Origin of the sequence: Lawsonibacter sp. (assembly GCF_022777125.1) — a bacterium.
GTDB lineage: Bacteria > Bacillota > Clostridia > Oscillospirales > Oscillospiraceae > Lawsonibacter_A > Lawsonibacter_A hominis.
On record NZ_JALFGV010000030.1, the window covers coordinates 1 to 22,681 of the forward strand.

Annotated in this window: 21 protein-coding genes and 1 pseudogene; 4 read left to right on the forward strand and 18 right to left on the reverse strand. The window is 63.3% G+C overall.

Features of this window, described 5'->3' with window-relative positions; translation table 11 throughout:
- From MR825_RS02515 to MR825_RS02530, 4 genes are all read right to left on the reverse strand, one after another.
- Positions 1–577 (reverse strand): type II secretion system F family protein (locus tag MR825_RS02515; RefSeq protein WP_287878612.1); only part of this gene is annotated, 577 nt, incomplete at its 3' end.
- 70 nt (positions 578–647) lie between these two features.
- On the reverse strand, positions 648–1,580 hold the full coding sequence (locus tag MR825_RS02520) for a transglutaminase-like domain-containing protein (protein ID WP_287878614.1): 933 nt from the start codon (positions 1,578–1,580) through the stop codon (positions 648–650).
- 9 nt (positions 1,581–1,589) lie between these two features.
- Positions 1,590–2,342, reverse strand: a complete 753-nt coding sequence (locus MR825_RS02525; RefSeq protein ID WP_256174643.1) for a sortase — start codon at positions 2,340–2,342, stop codon at positions 1,590–1,592.
- 20 nt (positions 2,343–2,362) lie between these two features.
- Entirely contained in the window at positions 2,363–3,571 is a 1,209-nt protein-coding gene (locus MR825_RS02530) for a BTAD domain-containing putative transcriptional regulator (RefSeq protein WP_287878618.1), read from the reverse strand.
- A 338-nt stretch (positions 3,572–3,909) separates the two neighbouring features.
- Here MR825_RS02530 and MR825_RS02535 point away from each other — a divergent pair, with 338 nt between their 5' ends.
- Both MR825_RS02535 and MR825_RS02540 read left to right on the forward strand, forming a co-directional pair.
- Positions 3,910–4,176 (forward strand): helix-turn-helix domain-containing protein, encoded by a 267-nt coding sequence (locus MR825_RS02535; RefSeq protein ID WP_243204670.1) that lies wholly within the window; start codon positions 3,910–3,912, stop codon positions 4,174–4,176.
- A gap of 255 nt (positions 4,177–4,431) precedes the next feature.
- The gene (locus MR825_RS02540) at positions 4,432–7,056 is read left to right on the forward strand and encodes a cation-translocating P-type ATPase (RefSeq protein WP_186906703.1); all 2,625 of its coding nucleotides are present in this window, start codon (positions 4,432–4,434) and stop codon (positions 7,054–7,056) included.
- Between the two features lie 212 nt (positions 7,057–7,268).
- Here the strand turns inward: MR825_RS02540 and MR825_RS02545 are convergent, their stop codons facing one another.
- From MR825_RS02545 to MR825_RS02605, 13 genes and pseudogenes are all read right to left on the reverse strand, one after another.
- Complete coding sequence (locus MR825_RS02545) at positions 7,269–7,754, reverse strand: pyridoxamine 5'-phosphate oxidase family protein (RefSeq protein WP_186906702.1); 486 nt, start codon at positions 7,752–7,754, stop codon at positions 7,269–7,271.
- Positions 7,755–8,042: 288 nt separating this feature from the next.
- Complete coding sequence (locus MR825_RS02550) at positions 8,043–8,900, reverse strand: DUF3298 and DUF4163 domain-containing protein (RefSeq protein ID WP_186906701.1); 858 nt, start codon at positions 8,898–8,900, stop codon at positions 8,043–8,045.
- Entirely contained in the window at positions 8,893–9,396 is a 504-nt protein-coding gene (locus tag MR825_RS02555; RefSeq protein ID WP_186906700.1) for an RNA polymerase sigma factor, read from the reverse strand. The genes MR825_RS02550 and MR825_RS02555 overlap by 8 nt, the downstream gene beginning before the upstream one ends.
- Positions 9,397–9,599: 203 nt before the next feature.
- Positions 9,600–10,058 (reverse strand): DUF4358 domain-containing protein, encoded by a 459-nt coding sequence (locus MR825_RS02560; protein WP_186906699.1) that lies wholly within the window; start codon positions 10,056–10,058, stop codon positions 9,600–9,602.
- Positions 10,055–11,011 (reverse strand): GDSL-type esterase/lipase family protein, encoded by a 957-nt coding sequence (locus MR825_RS02565; protein ID WP_186906698.1) that lies wholly within the window; start codon positions 11,009–11,011, stop codon positions 10,055–10,057. The genes MR825_RS02560 and MR825_RS02565 overlap by 4 nt, the downstream gene beginning before the upstream one ends.
- A 10-nt stretch (positions 11,012–11,021) precedes the next feature.
- Positions 11,022–11,735 (reverse strand): YjjG family noncanonical pyrimidine nucleotidase, encoded by a 714-nt coding sequence (locus MR825_RS02570; protein WP_256174640.1) that lies wholly within the window; start codon positions 11,733–11,735, stop codon positions 11,022–11,024.
- A gap of 17 nt (positions 11,736–11,752) precedes the next feature.
- Entirely contained in the window at positions 11,753–12,205 is a 453-nt protein-coding gene (locus MR825_RS02575; protein WP_186906696.1) for a threonine/serine exporter family protein, read from the reverse strand.
- Between the two features lie 3 nt (positions 12,206–12,208).
- A complete protein-coding gene (locus tag MR825_RS02580; protein WP_256174639.1) occupies positions 12,209–12,979 on the reverse strand; it encodes a threonine/serine exporter family protein in 771 nt (256 codons plus the stop codon).
- A 15-nt stretch (positions 12,980–12,994) separates the two neighbouring features.
- Entirely contained in the window at positions 12,995–13,771 is a 777-nt protein-coding gene (gene zupT / locus MR825_RS02585) for a zinc transporter ZupT (RefSeq protein ID WP_186906695.1), read from the reverse strand.
- Between the two features lie 227 nt (positions 13,772–13,998).
- Positions 13,999–14,473: pseudogene (locus MR825_RS02590) on the reverse strand (LURP-one-related/scramblase family protein).
- Positions 14,474–14,717: 244 nt separating this feature from the next.
- The gene (locus MR825_RS02595; protein ID WP_186906693.1) at positions 14,718–14,924 is read right to left on the reverse strand and encodes a DUF896 domain-containing protein; all 207 of its coding nucleotides are present in this window, start codon (positions 14,922–14,924) and stop codon (positions 14,718–14,720) included.
- Complete coding sequence (locus MR825_RS02600; RefSeq protein WP_287878625.1) at positions 14,924–15,721, reverse strand: YlmH family RNA-binding protein; 798 nt, start codon at positions 15,719–15,721, stop codon at positions 14,924–14,926. The genes MR825_RS02595 and MR825_RS02600 overlap by 1 nt, the downstream gene beginning before the upstream one ends.
- A 9-nt stretch (positions 15,722–15,730) precedes the next feature.
- Positions 15,731–17,485, reverse strand: coding sequence for an ABC transporter ATP-binding protein (locus MR825_RS02605; RefSeq protein ID WP_441328104.1), 1,755 nt, complete (start codon positions 17,483–17,485; stop codon positions 15,731–15,733).
- Positions 17,486–17,720: 235 nt separating this feature from the next.
- Here MR825_RS02605 and MR825_RS02610 point away from each other — a divergent pair, with 235 nt between their 5' ends.
- On the forward strand, positions 17,721–18,761 hold the full coding sequence (locus MR825_RS02610) for a hypothetical protein (protein ID WP_287878628.1): 1,041 nt from the start codon (positions 17,721–17,723) through the stop codon (positions 18,759–18,761).
- Between the two features lie 42 nt (positions 18,762–18,803).
- Here the strand turns inward: MR825_RS02610 and MR825_RS02615 are convergent, their stop codons facing one another.
- Positions 18,804–20,231: an aspartate ammonia-lyase gene (locus tag MR825_RS02615; protein ID WP_287878630.1), complete on the reverse strand. Its 1,428-nt coding sequence runs from the start codon at positions 20,229–20,231 to the stop codon at positions 18,804–18,806.
- 234 nt (positions 20,232–20,465) lie between these two features.
- Here MR825_RS02615 and htpG point away from each other — a divergent pair, with 234 nt between their 5' ends.
- A complete protein-coding gene (gene htpG / locus MR825_RS02620; protein WP_186906686.1) occupies positions 20,466–22,388 on the forward strand; it encodes a molecular chaperone HtpG in 1,923 nt (640 codons plus the stop codon).
- Positions 22,389–22,681 lie beyond the last annotated feature (293 nt).

The window sequence follows — 22,681 nt, forward strand, 5'->3', positions numbered from 1 at the left end:
GGGCGCGCAGCAGCCATACCAGCAGCAGCGCGCACAGGGCCAACACCACCGCGGCCGCAGCGGTGACCGCCTGCCCCGCGCTGCCGAACCGCAGCAGCGCGGCAGCTACCGGGGAGAGCTCCACCCCCAGCTGCACGAAAACCTGTTGGAACACAGGAAGCACCCGGGCCACCAGCACCAGGAAAATCACGGCGATGAGCACCGCCATCACCGCGGGGTAGGCCACCGCCCTGCGCAGGGCCCGGCGGGTATCCGCCTGGCGGGCGTAATAGCGCCCCAGCGCGGCGAGCACCTGATCCAGGCGCCCCGACGCCTGGCCGATCTCTACCATGCGCAGGAGGTAATCCGGGAACCCGCCCGTCGCTTCCAGCGCCTGCGAGAGGGGCTCACCCCGGTCCAGGCCGGCCCGCAGGCCGGCCAGCAGGGTCCGCTGCCCCGGCTCGTCCGCATCGCCGGCCAACAGGGCCGCCCCCTCCTCCACGCCGATACCCGCCTGGAGCATCAGGGAAAGCTGACTGCAAAACAAAGACAGCGTGTCGTCGTCCAGCGTCTCCCGCCGCATCCGATCCCGTTCCATCCGGCCACCCTCCCTTTGGAAAGGGGCCCCACGGCGTGCCGCAGGACCCCCGCTTTCCAGCATAATTATGTCAATAGGCGTATTTCTGCGTGTAATTGGTGTCGTCGGTCACGTACTTCATGATGCTTTGGCTTGCCTTGCCGGTGGAAACAAAGGTGGGGTCCATCAGCGTCCAGCTCTCTCCGTCAAAATAGATCACCTTGTCCACCCAGCCCACGCCGTCGATATATACGTTGATCCAGGCATGATACGTGGTCCCGGCATAGCCCACCACCAGCTTGCAGGGGATGTTCTGGCTGCGGAGCATGGCGCACATCACCGCGGCATAATCGAAGCAGATCCCCTTCTTTCCCTCCAGCACACGGTCCACCACTGGCAGATAACCGCTCTGCACCGTCTTGGCCAGCTCATAATCATAGGAAAAGTTCTTGGTAACGAAATCAAACACCGCCTGCACCCTGGACAGGTCCGTCGCCGCCCCGGCGGCGGAGACGATCTCCGCGGCCTTGGACACCACGGCGGACTTGGCGTTGTAATCGACAAATTGGTTGGGGTAAAGGAAGGGCAGAAAATCGTTGCGCAGCTTCAGCTCCACCGCGGTGCTGTGGGCAACGGCATATTTGGTGCCGGTGGTGTTCTCAAACACCTTGACGGTATATTTGCCGTCTCCTTCGGTCAGCGGAAAGGTCTCCGTACCGCCCTGGTTGTTCAGGTTATAGGTGTAGGTGACGCCGCCCTCCTTGGTGATCTGTACCTTGATCTTCACATTCCTCCCGCCGGTATACGTCACCAGCAGGTAGCCTTCCGCCAGGTTGGAGGCGTCGATGGATGCCTTGGCGTTGGCGTATACGGTAACGCCGGTCTTGGTCTCCGCCTTGACGGGCAGGGAGGCAGGCTTGGCCGCCTTGGCCTCCGACGCGGCCAGCAGGACGCCACCCGCGCCCAGCACCAGCGCCAGTGCCAGCAGAGCGGCGGCGGCACTCCTGAGCTTGTTGTGTTTCATATCGATCGGTCACTCCTCAGTGGTGCTGGCGGGATAATCGTAATCCCCGCTCAGCGGAATGGTGTCCACCAGCGCCCCCCGGACCACCAGCCGGTGGTCCGCCACGCCGATGGGCGTACAGGTCGTCAGGGTGACGCAGGCGTAGCCCTGATTGTAGATGGGGCCCCAGTTGCTGGGCTCGATGACCTCGGTGCATTCCCAAAGGTACTGGTAGATCTGCTCACTGTCCTGGAGGTAGAGGTAGTCTCCCTCGGTCAGGGTATTGATGTAGTAGAAGGGCATATTGTCGGTGATCTTGCCGCCCCGCAGGCCGTTGCGGTGGCCGGCGATGGAGGTGTTGGCCCCGCCCTCGCCGGGCAGCTGGGCGTAATCGTACAGTCCCACCCCCCGCAGGAGGGTCTGGGCGTCCACCCCGTCCAGCACCGGCACATCCACTCCCAGCTTGGGGATGATGAGGCGCAGCGCGCCGTCGGCATAGCCCTTCCGCGCGTCGGTCACATACAGCTGATCCTTGGGCAATCCGTTGTCTTCGACCAGAGCCGGGTCGCCGCCCGCCTCGGCCTCCGGCGTCGGCTCCGGCGCAGCGGTGGCATTGGGGGTAGGCTCCGGCGTGGCGGCAGGCAGCGGCGCGGCTGATATCTGGGGGGCGGCGGGCAGGACGGACTGTCTGCCCTGCCACACCAGGGCCAGGACTGCGCCCAGGCAGACGCAGGCCAGGCACACAAGGACGGTACCCAAATGAGTGGCGGTGCGTTTTTTCATAGAGATAAGCTCCTATTGTTTCAAGACAGCTCACGGATCCGGTAGGTGAGCTTGAGGAAATTCCGCCGGTGCTGGCGGTAAAAGGCGTTCACGATCCGTTCTACGACCATGGTGGAATCTTCAAAATTGGCCGCCGGCAGCATGACGACGTATTGGGCGCCGCTGTACTTGGAGACCACGTCCCCCCGGCGCAGGTTGTGCACCAGCACCTCCAGCAGCTGGTCCATGGTGGTGTTGAGCACGCCCAGGGGCGGAACTCCGCCGTCGGGCAGGGAGACGGTGACCAGCGCGATATGTACGCAGGCTCCGCTGCGGGCGGAACGGCGGGCCTCCAGCCGGTAGGCTTCCTTAAAGAAGCCGTACTCGCACACAAAGGCCCCGGGCCGCTGGGCCGCTTCCCGCAGATTGGCCTGGATGACCTCCAGATTGGTCTCCAGGCGCTCCTCCACGTCCATAATCTCCCGGTAGAGGGCCCGCAGCTCCTCAGAGGGACGCACGCCCAGATTCCGGTAGAGCAGATCGGTCGCCTTTTCGTAATGGCTCAGGGCGGCGGAATCCTTTCCCTGGCGCAGCAGGGCCCGGACGATCAGGGTGTGCAGGCTCTCGTCCAAGGGATCGAGCTGGCTGGCGCGGGTACACAGTTCGGCCATGGCCTCAAATTTCTCCGCGTGCTCCAGCAGATCGGCGTACTCCTTTACCGCCTCCAGGTACAGGGTATGATAGTGGGCGCTGATGGGTACCACCCACATCTGGTTGGCCAGCTTGGGCAGGTAATCGCCCCGATACACCTCGGCGGCCTCCTCATACAGCGCCATGCGCTTCTGGGCGGGCAGGGCGGTATCCTGGGCCCGGCGGCACAGCAGCTCGAATCGGTCCACGTCCATCTCACAGGCGATGGCCGGATTCCAGGCGTAGGCCCCCCGCTGGGAAAGGATGGGCTCCAGTCCCTCCCCAAACAGCGGCTCCAGCAGGCTGCGCACCCGATAGAGCAGGGTCTTGAGCGCATTGGTCGGATTGGCGCTGTTTTCCTCCGGCCAGAACAGCTCGATAAACTCCGACTGAGGCACGGTGCGTTCCCGATGGGCAATCAGGTAACACAGCACGTTCCACAGCTTTTGGGAGCGATTGATCTCATCGGTGAGCACATTACCGTCTACCCGAATGCGAAAGCCGCCCAGCATAGTGACGGCGACCCTTTTGACCACGGTCACGGGTGCGTTTTTGCCCATCGCTGCCCCTCCTTCTTCCTCCCCGGCACCTGGGGATACCGATTCAAGATAATTATAGCGTAACTTCCTTCATTTGGGTAGTGTTTTTTTTGCTTTTCACAGACAATTACAGGACTTTTACGCAATCGGTCCCCGGCCGGATGCATATTTTCCCGGCCATCCGGCCCATCCGCTCCATCCCGGACCCGCAGGGTGCACCGCCGGATATCGGCCGCATTCCCCCCGGCGCACCGGGATCGCAGGTATTATAGCACATTATTCACTATTTGTATAGTAACGTTTTATATGGATATTATACTTTGATAACGGCGCTTGTAGTATTATTCCGGGGTGATGAGATGAACGAGCAGGGCGTCCTTTTGATCCAGGAGTACGGCCGGGTGGAGCTCCGGCTGCGCGAGCTGATGGACCAGCGCGGGATCTCCCGGAACCGCATGGCCCGGCTGGTAAATACCCGCTACGAGGTCATTGACAAATGGTATAAAAACCAGGTGGAGAAGATCGACGCGGACATTTTGGCCCGCATCTGCTTCGTCCTGCGCTGCGGGGTGGGGGATCTGCTGGTCTACCGGGAGCGGCAGCAGCCCGCGCAGCCGCGCTCATAAAAACCGGAAAATGGCACATCCTGAGAAAAACCGTTTGACTTGCGTTCGGGGCTGTGATATCATATCGGCAGTTGAAAAGGGAGTAGTTTGAAAGTCATGCCGTCAACATCACGGTCCGTCTGCGGACCTGGCGGTATGCGCCCGTCGTGGTAACAAGACTTTTCGGCAGCTGTCGCTATGGGCGGCAGTTGGCGGGAGGTCTTTTTTTATTGCCTCTCCCGCTTGTGAGACAATATGTGGAAGGAAGGAATCGTAATGGCAGAGGCCTATTACCGCAAGACCCCGCAGCAGGCGCTGGAGGCGCAAAAAGCCGCCCCCGCCGGCCTGAGCGGGGAGGAGGTGCGCCGCCGTACCGGGCAATATGGTCCCAACAAGCTCTCCGAGGGCAAACAGAAAAGCGTATCCCAGATCTTTTTCGAGCAGTTCAAGGATCTTTTGGTGGTCATCCTCCTCATCGCCGCGGTCATCTCCGCCCTTTCGGAAAACGTGGAGAGCACCATCGTCATCTTTGCCGTACTCGTTCTCAACGCCATTTTGGGTACCGCCCAGTACGTGAAGGCGGAAAAATCCCTGGAGAGCCTGAAGGCGATGTCCGCTCCCTCGGCCAAAGTGCTGCGGGGCGGCGTGCGGCTGGAGATCCCCTCTGCAGACGTGGTGCCCGGCGACATCGTGCTGCTGGAGGCCGGGGACATGGTGGTGGCCGACGGCCGCATTCTGGAGAACTTCTCTCTGAAGGTCAACGAAAGTTCCCTGACCGGCGAATCCGAGGGCGTGGACAAGACCGCCGAGGCCATCACCGCCGAGCAGGTGGCGCTGGGCGACCAGAAAAACATGGTCTTTTCCGGCTCCCTGGTCACCTACGGCCGGGCCACCGTGCTGGTCACCGCCACCGGCATGGAGACCGAGCTGGGCAAGATCGCCGCGCTCATGAACCAGACCCAGCAGCGCAAGACCCCGCTCCAGGAAAGTCTGGACAAATTCAGCGCCAAGCTGGCCACCGTCATCATGATCATCTGCGCCGCGGTGTTTCTGCTCTCCATCTTCCGTACGGGCATGGGCGTGCTGGACTCCCTGATGTTTGCCGTGGCCCTGGCCGTGGCCGCCATCCCGGAGGCGCTTTCCTCCATCGTCACCATCGTGCTGGCCATGGGCACGCAGAAGATGGCCCGGCAAAACGCCATCATCAAAGACCTCAAGGCCGTGGAGAGCCTGGGGAGCGTATCCGTCATCTGCTCCGACAAGACGGGGACCCTGACCCAGAACAAAATGACCCCCCAGAAGGTGTACGCCGACGGCTCCCTGCTGGAGGGAGACGACCTGAACCTGGTCAACGACGTACAGCGGCTGCTGCTGAAGGCCGCTCTGCTGGCCAGCGACGCCACCAACAATCAGCAGACCGGTGCCTCCATCGGCGATCCCACCGAGGTGGCCCTGGTGCAGCTGGGAGAAAAGTTCGGCGTGGACGAGGAGGCCTACCGCGCCCAGCACCCCCGGCTGGGCGAGCTGGCCTTCGATTCCGACCGCAAGCTCATGAGCACTCTCCACGATATCGACGGCGTCCCCACCCTCTTTACCAAGGGCGCCATCGACGTGCTGCTCCAGCGCTCCAACTACCTGCTCACCCGGGAGGGCCCGGTCGAGATGACCCCGGAACGCCGGGAGGCCATCTCCCGGATCAATATGGAGCTGTCCATGGAGGGACTTCGGGTGCTCTCCTTCGGGTATAAGGAGCTGCCCGGCTTCCGCCCCCCCGCGCTCTCGGATGAGGACGGCTTCACCTTTATCGGCCTGATCTCCATGATCGACCCGCCCCGGCCTGAGGCCATCCAGGCCGTCTCCGACGCCCGGGAGGGCGGCATCCGTACCATTATGATCACCGGCGATCATAAGGTCACCGCCTCCGCCATCGCCAAGCAGCTGGGCATCTTCCGGGAGGGAGACGAGGCCGTCTCCGGCGTGGAGCTGGATAACATGACCGACGCCGATCTGGATCAGCGGCTGGCCGGCATTTCGGTCTACGCGCGGGTATCTCCCGAACATAAAATACGCATTGTAAACGCCTGGCAGCGCCGGGGCAGCATCGTATCCATGACCGGCGACGGCGTCAACGACGCCCCCGCCCTGAAAAAGGCCGATATCGGCGTGGCCATGGGCATCACCGGCACGGAAGTGAGCAAGGATGCGGCCTCCATGATCCTGGCCGACGACAACTTCGCCACCATCGTCAAGGCCGTGGTCAACGGCCGCAGCGTCTACGCCAATATCAAAAACGCCATCCAGTTCTTGCTCTCGGGCAACGCGGCGGGCATCTTCTGCGTACTGTACGCCTCCCTGCTGGCCCTTCCCGTGCCGTTCCAGCCGGTCCACCTGCTGTTTATCAACCTGCTGACCGACAGCCTGCCCGCCATCGCCATCGGCATGGAACCCGCCCGCAAGGGCCTGCTGCGGCAGAAGCCCCGGGACCCCAAGGAGCCCATCCTCAACAAGAGCCTGCTCTCCCGCATCGGCGCTCAGGGTCTGCTGATCGCCGTGGTCACGATGATCGCTTTTTATCTGGGCTATCAGGAGAGCGCCGCCCTGGCCAGCACCATGGCCTTTGCCACCCTCACGCTGGCCCGGCTGTTCCACGGCTTCAACTGCCGCGGGGACGAGTCCGTTTTCCGTCTGAAGCTGTCCACCAACCTATATTCCATCCTGGCGTTCTGCGCCGGCGTGGTGCTGCTGCTGGCGGTCCTCTTTATCCCCGGCCTGAAAAGCCTGTTTCTGGTGGCGGCCTCCTTCCGCCCGGCCAACCTCGGGGAGATCGTGCTGCTGGCTTTTCTGCCCACCCTGGTCATCCAGCTGGTCAAGGTCCTCTGCGACCTGCGGCGCGGTAAATAAGCATAAAGCCGCCCCCCGGCGCGTCAGATCGCGCCGGGGGGCGGCTTTATCAAAGAGCGCGTGCGGTCTTTCCCGGTACAGGGCGCGCAGCCCTTCTCCCCGATAAAAAGCAGGCCCGTGTTGTAAACACGGGCCTGCCGTACCATGCAGAGCCTCCATGGGTCATGCCATGCGATGGGCACCGCTCCGTTTTCCGCTTCCTGCGCAGCCTTTCAGGCCTGCACCAATTCAATGGCCTGCTTCCCCGTCATGTGCTCTATGGTTAGCTCCAGCATACACAGCGGCGCCCATTCCCGGTCGATGACCGCCTTCCGGCGGTCCGCGCCGTCCTCCGGGGCGTAGCGAAGGGCCAGCGCTTCGATGGCGGCGCGCTTCTCCCGCTCGTCCTCCAGCACCCGCATCTGCCCAAAGACGATGACGCTTCGGAAATAGCTGGTGTATTCCTCCGGGACGACCTGATCCTGATCCACCACACAGAAGGACGCCTTGCCGCAGCGCCGGACGGCGTCCAGCTTATGGCCGTCCTTGGCACAGTGGAAATAGATCCTGCCCCCATCGTACACATAGCTGATGGGCACCGCGTAGGGGTACCCATCGTCCCCGGACAGCGCCAACACGCCGCAGGTCCTCCGGCAAAGGACGGCCTCACACGCCTCCCGCGTCAACGCCTGGCGCTTTCTGCGCATCTCCCGAAACATAAACATACCTCCCCTGTTTACAGGTCCTTCCGCATGATGGAATCGCGCTGCCGGGCGTCCCCCACAAAAAAGGAGCGGGCGCCGGTCTGATAAAAACCGTGGTTTTGATAAAAGGCGATCGTCTTGGCGTTCTTTTCCCAAACGCCCAGCCGGGCATACCGTTTCCGGCGTTCCCGCGCGGCGGGAGCCGCCCTCGTCCGGCGGGCGGAACGGGCCGTGTTTCGACAGCCGGCCGATACCGCGGCCCTGCCGTCCCGGGAGGCAGCCGCGCCCCCCTTTGCCTGCGGTTCAGGGTATTATCTCAAATTCCTGCTCGCCCATGTAGCCGGGTGCAATTTCATATTTCTCAAAGACCACCACGGGTACGCCGTCCCCGTTGAGATAGAACCGCTGGTCGTCGGCAATGGAGGTAAAGCCCTCCACCCCGTCCTCGCCGTGGAAGTACCGGTTGTCCGGGTCCTCCGCCTCCCGCCGGGCGATCTCCGCGCGGATCGCCTGGTTGGCCAGCTGTTTGTAGTTGGGCCCCAGCAAATCCCGCAGGGAGACCTCCCGCCCGGCCGGAAGGTCGATGTTGTAGGTGTACACCTCTGTATAGGCGCTGGCCAGCGTCTCGGTTTTGGTCAGCACAAAGGAGAGGTACTGCCCGTTCTGGCACTTGATCTCGTAGTCCACCGTGATGATGATGGGAATAAAATCGCTCTGCGCACCGCCGGTGGCCACATAGGCCTCCCGGGTCTCGCGGGCCCGGTCCTCCGCCTCCTGAAGCACCTGGTCGATGCGCGTGCGGATCTCCGTATTGACGCGCTGCTCCAGATCGGTATTGGCCGCCAGCTCCAGGGCGGGCAGGCGCACGTCGATCAGGTGATCCCGGTCGTTGATGGAGTACTCCTTCACGGTGATCACCCGGGCCAGCTGCCCCAGCACCGGCACCTGGTATACCGCCCCGGCAAAGGTGGGGCTGACGTTGAGCAGCAGCGCGAAGCAGGCGCAGCCGGCCAGCGCGGTGGCCGCCGCCCGCCGAAGTGCCCGCCGCCCCTTCCGCTGACGTTCCCCGCGCCGCACCGCGCCCGCCACGGCAAAGGCCAGCTCCTCCGGCAGCGCGGCCGCCTGATAGCGCGCCCGTGCGCGCTCCCATGCCTCATGCATCGTTCAGTTCCTCCCCCGTCAGTTCCCGCAGCTTCCGCAGGCCCTTGTAGAGCCGGGATTTCACGGTATTCAGATTGGTGTGGGTCGCTAGAGCGATCTCCTCCAGCTTCATATCTTCAAAAAAACGCAGCCGGATCACCGTCTGTTCTTTGAGGTCCAGCCGCTCCAGCGCGTCGTACAGGTCCAGCCGCAGGCCCGGGTCGGTCTCGGGGGCGGCCCGGTCGGCCAGGGTATCCTCCAGCGGGACCAGCCTTCTGCCCCGGCGGAAGTGGTTCATGCTCTCATTGAGCAGGATCCGGTAGAACCAGCTCTTCATATACTCCGGACGGCGCAGGGAGTCCGACTTGGACAGGGCCTTGACGATGCTCTCCTGCACCACATCCAGGGCCGCATCCCGGTTTTGGACATAGCTGTACGCCAGACGGTAAAAATCCCCCTGCCCCGCCACGATATAGTCCACCAGCTGGCGGTGGATGATCCCTTCGGTCTGCTCCAAGGCTGTACAGCGCTCCTTTTCTGATTCCTGAGACGGCCGGGGACGGCAAAAAGTTTCCGCCGGCGTGAAAAAACCGGGCCTGGCCCAGCGGCCCGGCCCGGTTTTTTACGCTGCCGCCTTATGGCCGCCGCGCTCCCCCTGCGGGGAAGCGTACAAGTGCAGCGGACGGCATCCCCGCAAAAATGCGGGGATGGTTAAGCGATTCACCGCAGCGCGTCCAGCGCGGCCTGCGCCAGGTCATGGCTGGCCGGCACAGCCAGCAGCACCGTCGTTCCCTGCCGGTCCAGGATGGCTCCGTCCAGTTTGCCCACTTCCTCCGGCTGATAATCCTTCAGAGCGGCGATCTGGTCCTCCACCCGGCCCTTCAGGGCCTCCAGGGCGGCTTTGGCGGCATCCTCATCGGTCATGCGGAGCACCGCGATCTCCTCCGCCCCGGCGGTAATGGAGGCGTAGACCACACAGTCCTCCACCTGCTCCGGATCCAGGCCGTAGACCATACAGGCGCTTTCCTCGTCCAGTGTGTCCAGGGCGTCCTCAAATGCGCCGGAATCCAGCAGCGCCTGGGCGGTCGTTTCCGGGTCATACCCGGCAAAGCCGCCCCCGCAGGCAGCCAGTCCCACGCTCAGGACCCCCGCCAGCAGCAGTAACAGCACTCGTTTCATGATCCGCTCTCTCCTTCCGCCGCGCCGGTCTGTCCCGCCGCGTATTCCTCCGCATCCACCGTATGGTCCATCAGATAGGCCAGCCAGGTCTTGTACCAATCCTTGGTAAAGTGTACTCCGTCCACCGTGGCCTCGGCGGGGAGGACCCCGTCCGCGTCGCTCAGGGCGGCGGCCACGTCCAGCAGCACCACCTGCTGCTCCTCCGCCAGGCGGGGGAAGATGGCGTTATAGTCTGCCACCCGGTCGTTGTTCACATAGTAAGGCTGGCGGTTGGCCTTGCATTTGCCGGGGTTCACCGGCGCCAGGTTCTCCAGATAGATCACCGCGCCGGGCTGAAGGGCCTTTACCTGCGTCAGGAAGGCGGCGAACGTGTCCGCAAAGACCTGGTCGTCGAAATAGCCCAGTTCGTTGATGCCCAGGGATATGTAGATCTTGGCGTACTGCCTGCCCCGGCCCAGGGCGTCCAGCACGCTGTATTTGGTCCCGTCGATCTCCGCCACTTTGCGGCTGTTCATCTCAAAGATGGTCAGGCCCTTATAGCAGTAAAAATCCGCGCCCTTGACGCCGCTGTAGAGCCGCAGCCCGTCGGTGCGGGAATCCCCGATAAACAGGGCGTCTGCGAAGTAATCCATCTCCACCGTTTCGCGCTCGGGGGCGCTTTGGGAAAAGTCAAAGGCCGGGACGGGCGTGGGCGTGGGTTCCGGCGTGGGCGTAGGGGCCGGGGTAGGGGTCGGTTCCGGCGTCGGCACAAAGTCCGGGGTGGCCGGGGGCGGGGCCGCCTGCCCAGCCGGCGTGCCGGGGGCGGGCGACTTGCCCAGGGTGGGCGCTACGATCAGGCACAGGCATACCGCACCGGCGGCCAGCAGCAAGGGGAGCTTCCAGCGGCGGGGCGGCTGTTTCCGGTGCCGGGAATGCCGGTCGTTCCGGACGGAATCATAAACAGATGGGGACACGGGGGACACCTCATTTATTTCGATATTCAGGGGTCTGGTTCAGAATCAGGGCCTCCAGGGCCCGATAGGAATCCGCTTCATAGGTCGGGACGATCCCCGCCGTGCGGGGGGCATGGCCGGGGCGGTACCACGCGGTGTCCAGCCCTGCGTTGGCGCCGCCTTGTATGTCGGTGAGCAGGTTGTCTCCCACCATCAGCACCCGGCTGCGGTCGGTCACCCCCAGCGCTGCCAGCACCGGCGCAAAAAAGGCCGGGTCGGGCTTGCTGGCCCCCACCTCCTCCGAGATGAACAGCCAGGGGATCAGCTCCTTCAGGGGGGAACGCTCGAACCGTCCCCGCTGGGCCACGGCTACGCCGTTGGTGACGATGGCCAGGGTGCAGCAACGGGCCAGGCTGCGGCACAGATCATAGGCGCCGGGCAGCAGGTGCCCGCTCTCACCCAGGCGGCGCAGGTACTCCCGGTTGAGCTGCCGGGGATCGCCCTGGCGTCCCGCCGCCTCCAAAAAGGCCCGAAAGCGCTCCACCACCAGCCATTCCCGCCGCACCTCCCCCCGGTCGAACCGATCCCAGAGGCCCTGGTTGATCTTATGGTACAGCGCCACATCCGCCGCACCGCCAGGCAGGCCGTGGGCGCGGAGCAGTCCCGCCAGCGCCTCCCGCTCGGAGCGGTCAAAATCAAACAATGTATTGTCGGCGTCGAAGAGGACGACATCATATCTGGGCATATTGGTTCCTTTCCCGTCTAGCTCCGGTGTTCCCGCCGCTTTTGAAACAGCCGCACGAAGGAGGCCACCAGCAGCGCCCCCACTGCCAGAGCCCCAGCCAGGCCAAGGGTGTGCAGCAGCGTGGAGAGAAACAGGTCTACCTCGCCGCTCACAGCGTGCTCCATGGTATAGTAGATCCCGCCGCCCGGGACCAGCGGGAACAGCGCCACCAGCAGATAGCTGGTGACCGGGCACCGGCGCAGGCGCGCCATGATCTCAGACCAGGCGGAGATCACCAGGGCCGCCAGGAAGGCCTGGATGATATCGCTGCCCACCAGCGGGGCGGTCAGCAGATAGCACAGCCACCCCAGCCCTGCGCCTCCGGCACAGATGAACATGCCGATGCCGTGGATGTTGAAGAGGAAGCAGAAGCCGATGCAGGCCAGAAAGGCATACAGGCAGGGCAAAACGTAACCGCTGATCAGTTCCATGGCTCAACCTCCCGCGGTAAGGGCCGCCAGCCCCAGGGCAATGGCGGTACCCAGCGCGATGGCCGCGCCGATGAGCAGAGCCTCGGCCCCCTTGCTGATGCCGGACACCATATCTCCGGCCATAATGTCCCGCATGGCGTTGGTGATGGCGATGCCGGGCACCAGGGCCATGAGGGCGCCGATGATGATCTTATCCAGGCTCTGTCCCAGACCCGCCGCCGTCAGCAGCAGCGCCGTCAGGGCGGATACCGCCGCGCCGGCTACCGTTTTAAAAAAGAGGTTGGCGCCAAAGGCGCCGGTCAGGGCCAGGCAGAGCCCGATGGCGACCCCGCATACGCCGCCGCAAAGGCCGTCCCGCAGCGTGCCGCCGTAAAACAGAGAAAACATGCCGCAGCCCAGGAAGTACCCGGCCAGGCGGATGTACAGGGGGTAGCTGCGGCGCTCCCGTCCGATCTGAGCCACCTGCTCCAGGGCCGCGTCCAATTCCGGCGCTTCCCGGCACAGGCGGCGGCACAGGTCGTTGTACCGCTCCAGCTGGTCGATGTCGGTGCCATGGGCGGGCACGCGGCGGATCTGGGTCAGGGGACGCCGCTCCGGGGAGGTGAGGGTGGCGATGATACAGTTCGGAATGGCGAAGACTTCACCGGCAACGCCGTAGGCCGAGAGCAGCCGGTGCATGGACTCCTCCACCCGGTAGGTCTCCGCTCCGCTCTCCATCAGGCAAAGCCCCATCTCCGCCGTCAGGCTGAGCAGTTTGTTGTAATCCAGCTCCACAACGCGCCTCCCCGTTCACAGCAGATGCGTCAGGGGCATGACGCAGATCCCCGCCAGCGTGGCCCAGAGGGCAGCGCGGTCATGCCCGTACTGCCGGGAGGAGGGGATCAGCTCCTCCACCGTGATATAGGCCATGATGCCCGCCACCAGCCCGAAGAGCACCCCCAGCACCAGCCCATTGATGAAAGGCCGCAGCACCAAAAAGGCCAGCAGGGCCCCTACCGGCTCGGCCATACCGGAGAGCAGCGTATACTGAAAGGCCCGGCGGCGGCTCCCGGTAGCGTACCAAATCGGCATGGCCACGGAAATGCCCTCGGGGATATTGTGCATGGCGATGGCAATGGCGATGGACACGCCCAGCGCCGCGTCTTCGTACCCGGCCATGAAGGTGGCCACGCCCTCGGGAAAATTGTGCAGCCCGATGGCCAGCGTGGACACGAACCCCACCCGGAACAGGTCCTTGTGGGGAGCCTCGCCGGTGACGGAATCAAAGCCCTCATGGGGCACAAAGTGATCCAGCGCCATGGCCAGCAATACGCCCCCGGCCAGCGACGCTACCGCGGCCAGCGTTCCCGGCCGCACCCCAAGGGCCTGGTCCAGCAGGTCCCGTGCGTTAGGGTACAGATCGGTGAAGGACACCGAGAGCATCACCCCGGCGGCAAAGCCCAGCGAGATGGCCAGCAGCTTCTGGCTTTTCGTTTTGGTAAAAAAGACCACCAGCGCTCCCAGCAGGGTGGACAGGCCCGCTGCAAAGGAGAGCAGCAGGGCGCGGACGGCAGGATGTTCCAGCATAGATGCATACCTCTTCGATTGGGATGGGGCACGGCCCGCAGATCAGGAACCATACGTTTTGGAGGGGCTCCGCCCGGAACGTTGAACCGCGGGCCACGCCGATGCTTACGGCCCCGCCGGGCCGTCTCTGGTTCCATAGGGTAGTGTGCCGCGAAAGCGGCGCTTTAGTCCCTGTCGGAAACTTGCGAAAGCGCCCGGCCGGCGGGTCTTTGGGCCCTGGACACCGGTCAGCCGTTTCCGGCGGAGCATTTGGCCGCGTCAATGGCCAGCACGATCATCAGACAGAGCAGGGCGTCCTGCGCGCGCCACCTCCAGCACATAGGTATCCGTCCAGCGGAACAGCTGCTTGGACGCCTGCATGACCGTGCGCCCGGCCCCGTCGGCGACCCGGTACTCCCATTGCAGAAAGTCGCCCTCTACCTGCCAATCGTTGCAGTCCAGGGTAAAGCGGGGGCGAAACAGGGTAAATTCCTTTCGAATACAACCCAAACACACCCCTCCGGCATAGAGGGCGAACCGGGGCAGCAGGGTGAGCAGCTCCTCCTTTACCGTGCCCAGGTGGTCGCCCGCCGGACCGTAGATCTCCAGCCGGTGGCCCCAGGCCAGTCTGCCCTCCACCGTATAGACCGTGCGGCCTTCCCCATCGTAGATATCATAGCTGTCAAACCAGGAGAAAAACCGCTGCTTGAATACAAGCTGCATAAGACCTCCTTTCTCCGTCCTCTCTCAGACGGAGCAGAAGCGGGAAAAGTTGCGGTCTTTTTACGAAATCCGCCGCAAAGCGGCGCCGCTTTGTTTCTCAGCCATACGGCCGGTTCAGCGGACATTATCGTATCACGAAATTTGCCCTGTGTCCAGAAGCGGGACGCCGCGAACCCAAAAAAGCACCGGCCGCGGCCGGTGCTTTTGGGTCCCTGTGCATTGCCGCAGGGGTACCGCCTTCGTATTACGGCTTCCGGGGCAGCCGGTGCCTGGTCCCGTCCGGCTCCACGATCACCGTGTGTTCCAGCTGGGCGACCAGGTTGTCCCGGTAGGCGGCCACGTACTCCTGCCGCAGCAGGTCCCGCTCCACCATCTCTTCCGGGGTGAGCCCCCCGGGGCTCTTTGCTTTTTTCGCCAAAGCGTTGATCCGGTCGATCTTCGTCTGTTCCATTACACATATCGCTCCAATACCAGTAGGATGCGTCCTTTCCGGGACGTTCCGCCCACTTCCTGCACCACGCATTTCCCCAGGCCCCGGCAGGAGATCACGTCCCCCTGGGCCACCGCCCGGTCGGGTTTGACGCACTCCCGGTAGTTGAGCTGGAAGCGGCCCGAGGAAATGAGGTCGGCGGCCTTGCTCCGGGCCAGGGAAAAGCCGGAGGCGGCCACCGCGTCCAACCGCAGGGAGGAGACCGTATCCCGGATAAGCTTCCCCTGCACCGGCGGCGGGGAGAGCCGTTCCAGCGCCACCGGAGCCAGCCGCAGGCGTACCCGGCCCGCCTGCTCCAGATGGAGCAGCAAAAAGTCCCGGATCTCCTCCAGGACGATCAGGTCGCACGCCCCCTCGCCCACCAGCAGATCCCCCACCTTTTCCCGGTCCAGTCCCAGGCCCAGTACGCTGCCCAGAAAATCCCGGTGTGTCAGCGCCCCGTCGGCCGGGAAGGAAGCCCGCAGCGCGCAGATGGGACAATCTCCGCCTGTCCGGAAGTCCTCCGGCTCCTGCCAGTCGGGCAGGAAGACGCAGATATTACGCTGCGCTCCCTCGTATCCCCCGAAAAACAGGTGCCGGGGATGTCCGGCCGCGGCCAGCAGCGCCTCCACGCAGGCCCGCTCCCCGGGAGAGAGGAAGCCCGTGTGGCTGGGAATGTTCCGCCGCCGGGCCAGCTCCAGCTTGTCCAGCACCCGGGCCAGCAGCAGCCGCTCCTCCCCGTTCCGGGCGGCCTTGTTCAACAGTTCCGTCTTTGTCATCTTCGTCCTCTATACCGCCGTGGACCGCTGGGCCCGATAGAGCTGGGCGTACGCCCCGTCCCGCGTCATGAGCTGCTCGTGGGTGCCCTCCTCCCGGATGCCGCAGCCGTCGATGACGATGATGCGGCTGGCCGAACGGATGGTGGACAGGCGGTGGGCGATGATGAGCGTGGTGCGGCCCCTGGCCAGCTCGTCAAAGGCGCTCTGGATCCGCGCCTCGGTCACGCTGTCCAGGGCGGAAGTGGCCTCATCCAGGATCAGGATGGGCGGATTCTTCAGGAAAATGCGGGCAATGCTCACCCGCTGCTTCTGTCCGCCGGAGAGCATGACGCCCCGTTCGCCCACCTGGGTCTGGAAGCCGTCGGGCATCTCCAGAATATCATCGTAGATCTCCGCCCTCCGGGCGGCCTCCACGATCTCAGCCTCGGTAGCGTCGGGCTTGCCGTAGCGGATATTGTCGTAAATGGTCCCCGCGAAGAGGAACACATCCTGCTGCACGATGCCGATCTGGGCGCGCAGGGAGTGCTGCTTAAGCTCCCGCACGTCCTGCCCGTCCACCAGGATGCGGCCCTCGGTCACGTCGTAAAAGCGGGGGATGAGCTGGCACAGGGTGGACTTGCCGCCGCCGGAGGGACCCACCACCGCCACGGTCTCCCCGGGCTGCACATGCAGCTTCACATGCTCCAGCACGCTCTCCCCGGCGCTCTCATAGCGAAACGTCACGTCGTCCACCAGAATGTCGCCCTTCACACCGGTCAGGTCCCGGGCGTCGGGGGCGTCCTGGATATCGGGCTCCAGACGCATCAGCTCCACAAAGCGCCGAAAGCCCGCCATGCCCTGCATAAACTGCTCTACAAAGGCGGAGAGCTTGCGGATGGGGGTGATAAAGGCGGTCACGTACAGCGCGAAGGTGGTCAGATCGATAAAATCCATCTCCCCCCGCATGATGAGAAAGCCGCCGAAGGCAATGACCAGCACGGACAGGATCCCCATGCAGAATTCCATCCCCGACTGATAGCGGGCCATGGCCTTGTAATACCCCCGCTTGGCCCCCCGGAACTGGTCGTTGGCGGCGTTGAACTTGGCGCTCTCCGCGTCCTCGTTTGCGAAGGCCTTGGCCGTGCGCATGCCGGAGATGGAGGATTCCACCTCTCCGTTGATGCCCGCCAGCTTGGCTTTGACCTCGGTGGAGGCGTCCATCATCCGCTTGCGGGAAACGGCGGTAAAGATCACAAAAACGGGGATCACCGCAAACACCACCAGGGCCAGCTGCCAGCGGATGGTGAGCATGATGCAGAACGCGCCCAGAATGGTCACGGTGGAGATGAACAGGTCCTCCGGGCCATGGTGGGCCAGCTCCGTGATCTCGAACAGGTCGCCGGTGACCCGGCTCATGAGCTGGCCGGTGCGGTTCTTGTCGTAAAAGGAAAAGGAGAGGTCCTGCATATGATGGAACAGGTCCCGCCGGATATCCGCCTCCATGCGTACGCCCAGCAGGTGCCCCCAGTAGGTGACGATGAAGTAAAAGACGCTCTTGAGCACATAGGCCCCCGCCAGCAGCGCCATAACCACAAAAAAGGTGGAAAAGAGCTTCTGGGGCAACAGGGTCTGCATCGCGCTGCGGGACACGATGGGAAACGCCAGGTCCACCATGCAAATGCACAGGGCGCACGCCATGTCCAGCGCAAACAGCTTCCAGTGGGGTTTGTAATAGGAGACGAAAATACGCAGATATCCGCTCTTTTTCATCTGTTGGGTGGTCAACTCCACGCCTCCTCTCAAAAACAGATCGACGATCCGGCAGTTTAGTATAGCCCCCCGCCCCGGCTTTGTCAACGGCCGGCGCCCGTTTGCGGAAACTTCTTGTTACCGGATTGGAACCGCCTATTAACCCCTTCGCCGGGACCGTTTGATAGAATCAAGGCGTACCCGCTCGGGCGGCGGAACGCCGCCGTACCGTGGGGCAGGACGCTTCCAACGCTCAAAAGGAGGGTCTTTCATGAGAACGCGATCGCTTCCGCTGCTTTGCGCCCTGGCGCTGCTGCTCTGGCTGGGGGCCTGCACACGGCAGGCTCCAGCCCCATCCCAGGCCACGGAAACGCCTCCGGCCACGCCCGAGCCGGCGGCAAAGTACGATTTCAAGGTCCTGCCGGTCACGGAGGAGGGCATCCGCACCCTCTACGGCTGGGAGGGATATGAGGTGCGCAGGATCACCCCGTTCGAGGAGGATTATCTGGTGGAGTACGACCCCAACGACGGGGCGGGGACGTTTACGCTGCTGAGCTGGGTATTCGGCAATACCGGCCGCCGGGTGCAGCTGTGCGGCATGACGGAATTTACCTCTTACGAGATCACCGGACCCGGCCAGGTACGCTACAGCACCTCCGGCCTGGACGCGGGCACGCCCTGGAAGGGCCTGCCGGAGACCCGCGCCGTCCTGGTGCTGGGGGACGAAAACGGACAGGTATCCCCCCATTTTATTGAGTTTGCGGAGACTTCCGAACCCGCCTGGCTGGACCCGGAGCAGCCGCTGAGCATGGGCTTTTGGTCCGACGGCGGACTCGCCCCCGGGGGGCGCTGGTATCAGCTCTACGACGCCCGCATCGACGCCGACGGGCTTTCCTTCTCATTTATCCCCAACGGGGACAGTGCGGAGCGCTTCCAGAGTTTTTTCCCCGCCTGCACCACCATCCCCTGCTTCGACACCCAATACGACCCGGCTGACCGCGCGTTCACCCTGCGGCTTTACAACACCAGTCTGGCCAGCGGCGGGATCGGTCAGGAGGATCTGGACTGGGCCGGGACGGGCGCATATGACGGTCTCTACCCCTACGCCTTCCCGGAGGGCAGCCTGGGCCGGGACAGCCACTTCCTCCGGGAGGTGAGCATCCGGCAGGACGGGGAAGACGCGGTGGTCACCGCCAAGCTGACGGAGCGGGCCTGGCGCTTTACGGTCAGAAGCTCCAACCTGGGGGGCGACGCCATCCCCTCCTTCCGGCTGGTCTTCCGGGAGTACGACTGGGAACAGGATGAACGCTGACGGCGGGCGGCCATACGCCGCCCGCCGTCCGCCTGCTGAAGTTCACCGTGCCAGCAGCTCTTTGGCCGAGATCCCGGGTTCAGTCATGGAATAGGGGTCCAGGATCTTGTCCAAGGACGCCTCGTCCAGCAGCCCTTCCTCCAAAATGAGCCGACGCACCGGCGCGCCGGTCTCGATGGCCCGCTTGGCCATCCCGGCCGCCTTCTCATAGCCCACATGGGGGCAGAGGGCGGTGATGATGCCAACGCTGTGCTCCACCATATCCCGGCAGCGCTCCCGGTTGGCGGTGATCCCGACGATGCAGTGATCCACCAGGGTATGTACCGCGTAGGTAAGGGTCTCCACGCTCTGGATGAGATTATAGAAGATGATGGGCTCAAAGGCGTTGAGTTCCAGCTGTCCCGCCTCGGCCGCCATGGTCACCGTCATGTCGTTGCCGATGATGTTGAAGGCCACCTGATTGACCACCTCCGGGATGACCGGGTTGACCTTGCCCGGCATGATGGAGGAACCGTTCTGCCGGGGCGGCAGGTTGATCTCCCCAAAGCCGCACCGGGGTCCGGAGGACATGAGCCGCAGGTCGTTGGACATCTTGGACAGGTTGACGGCGCAGGTCTTCACCGCGCCGGAGACCGCCACAAATTCATCCAGATTCTGGGTGGCGTCGATCAGATTGAAGGCCTGCACCAGGCTCAGCCCGGTGACCTTGGACAGATTGGGCACGATGCGGCGCAGATACTGCTCGTCGGCGTTGATGCCGGTGCCGATGGCGGTGCCGCCCATGTTCAGGCAGCGCATCTCGTCCTTGGCCCGCTCGAAGCGGGCGATATCCCGGCGCACCGCCTCGCTGTAGGCCCGGAATTCCTGACCCAGGCGGATGGGCACCGCGTCCTGCATCTGGGTGCGGCCCATCTTGATGACGCCGTCGAACTCCTCCGCCTTTTCCACCAGGGCCTGGTACAGCCGCTCCAGCTGGATCTGGGCCCGCACCAGCAGCTTGAGCACCGCCAGCTTGCCCGCGGAGGGGAACACGTCGTTGGTGGACTGGCCGTAATTCACGTGGTCGTTGGGGTTGACCAGGCGGTAGTCCCCCTTCTCGCCCCCCAGCAATTCGATGGCCCGGTTGGCGATGACCTCGTTGGCGTTCATATTCAGGCTGGTACCTGCTCCGCCCTGGATCGGGTCCACGATGAACGCCTCGTGGAGCTTGCCCGCGGCGATCTCCTCACAGGCGGCCACGATGGCGTCGGCCACCCGCTTCTCCAGAAGGCCGATCTCGTAATTGGTGATGGCCGAAGCCTTCTTGATCTCCGCGATGGAGTTGATGAGCTCCGGATGCATGGCCAGGCCGGTGATGGGAAAGTTCTCCGCCGCCCGCAGGGACTGCACCCCGTAATAGACGTCTTTGGGAACGGCCCGCTCCCCCACGGAATCGTGCTCGGAGCGGTAAAGCTGCTGCTTATCGGACATGGATCGGCACCTCTTTGCAAGTTTTCTTTCATATTACAGCTGCATTGTACCACCGCCGCCCCCGTTATGCAAGCGCTCATGCAAGACTTTTTGCATGCACGCCCGTTGTTTGTAAACTTTCCATGAATACCTCTTGAAAATAAGGGCACGAAGGATTATCATAGCGTTAGCACTCAAAACTCTGGAGTGCTAACGCTATGTTATTACAAATGAGTTTATATAGGAGGCATCCACATGGCAAAGAAGCAGTTCAAGGCGGAGTCCAAGCGTCTGTTGGATCTGATGATCAACTCCATCTACACCCACAAGGAGATCTTCCTCCGGGAGATCATCTCCAACGCCAGCGACGCCATCGACAAGCTGACCTACAAGGCCCTGTCCGAGGGCGGCGCGGCGCTGGACCGGAGCGCGCTTCAGATCACCCTCATCCCCGACGAGGCCGCGCGCACCCTTACCGTCCGCGACAACGGCGTGGGCATGACGAAGGAGGAATTGGAGCAGAACCTGGGCACCATCGCCAAAAGCGGCTCCCTCCAGTTCAAGAAGGACATGGCCCAGGCCGAGGGCATCCCCGAGAGCGACACCGACATCATCGGCCAGTTCGGCGTGGGCTTCTACTCCGCCTTTATGGTGGCCGACACCGTCACCGTCACCTCCCGGGCCTGGGGCAGCGACGAGGCGTGGCGCTGGGAGTCCTCCGGCGCGGACGGGTACACCCTGACGAGCTGCGAAAAGGCCGACGTGGGCACCGAGATCGTCATGAAGCTCAAGCCCGACGCCGACGAGGAGGACTATTCCCAGTATCTGAAGACGTACACGCTGGAGCGTCTGGTCAAGAAGTACTCCGACTATATCCACTATCCCATTAAAATGGAGGTGGAGCACTCCCACGAAAAGCCCCGCCCCGCGGACGCAGGGGAGGACTACAAGCCGGAATACGAGACCGTGCGGGAGTGGGAGACCCTCAACTCCATGGTGCCCCTGTGGCAGCGCCCCAAGAGCGAGGTCAAGACCGAGGAGTACAACGACTTTTATAAGGAGAAGTACGGCGACTGGGAGGACCCCCTGAGCGTGATCCACGTCTCCGCCGAGGGGACCGTGGAGTATAAGGCCATGCTCTATCTTCCCGCCCACGCGCCCTTCGACTTCCACTCCCGGGAGTACCAGAAGGGCCTGCAGCTCTACTCCTCCGGCGTGCTCATCATGGACAAGTGCGCCGACCTGCTGCCGGAGCATTTCCGCTTCGTCAAGGGCGTGGTGGATTCCCAGGACTTTTCCCTGAACATCTCCCGGGAGATGCTTCAGCACACCCGCCAGCTCAAGGTCATCGCCGCCAACCTGGAAAAGAAGATCAAGGGCGAGCTGCTGCGCCTGCAGAAGGACGAGCGGGAGAAGTACGAGACGTTCTGGAAGGCCTTCGGCACACAGATCAAGGTGGGCGTGGTCAGCGACTACGGCGCCCACAAGGAGCTTTTGCAGGATCTGCTGCTCTTCTGGTCCTCCAAGGAGGGCAAGCTGGTCTCCCTGGCCGAGTATCAGGCGCGGATGGCCGAAGGGCAGGAGTTTATCTACTACGCCTGCGGCGAGGACGTCCGCAAGCTGGAGAAGCTGCCCCAGGCCGAGCGCATCCGGGACAAGGGATACGAGATCCTCTACCTCACCGAGGAGCCCGACCAGTTCGTGGTGGACGCGCTGGGCGCGATGGGCGGCAAGAGCTTCAAGTCGGTGGACTCTGACGACGCCCTGCCCGAGAGCGACGAGGAGAAGGCCGAGATCGAGAAGAAGTCCCAGGAGAACAAGGATGTGCTGGACTTCGTGAAGCAGACCCTCGGGGACAGGATCAAGGAAGCCCGGGTATCCAAACTGCTCAAATCCGGCGCGGTGTGCATGACCGCCGACGGCCCCATCACCCTGGAAATGGAGAAGTACTTCCAGAAGGTGGATCCGGAAAACGCCCGAAATATGAAGGCCCAGCGGGTGCTGGAGCTCAACCCGGATTCCGGGGCGTTCGCCGCCCTGCGCGACGCGGTGGAGACCGACCCGGACAAGGCCAAGCAGTATGCCGAGCTGCTCTATCACCAGGCCCTGCTCATCGCCGGGCTGCCCCTGGAGGATCCCGCCGGATACACCGAGCTGGTGTGCGCACTGATGAAATAAGAACCCGGAGGCCCGAGCCATATGGCGCGGGCCTCCGGGTTCTTCGGGCTCCTCTTCCTCTACGACCTCAAGGATATCCTCGATGCCGCAATCCAGGGCAGTAATGATCCCACCAAGGGTCGCACTGTCATAGCGAACCACCCAATTTTTATAATAATGGTTATCCCTTTTAGTCAGCCAGGGCCAAGACCTGAAAATAGGACAGTTGAGCTGATAAAATGAAGGCATGATGACGGGAAAGCGGGGAAAAGAGTCATGCCGAGGCAAAAGGGATTGTCGTTGTACGAGCTTCA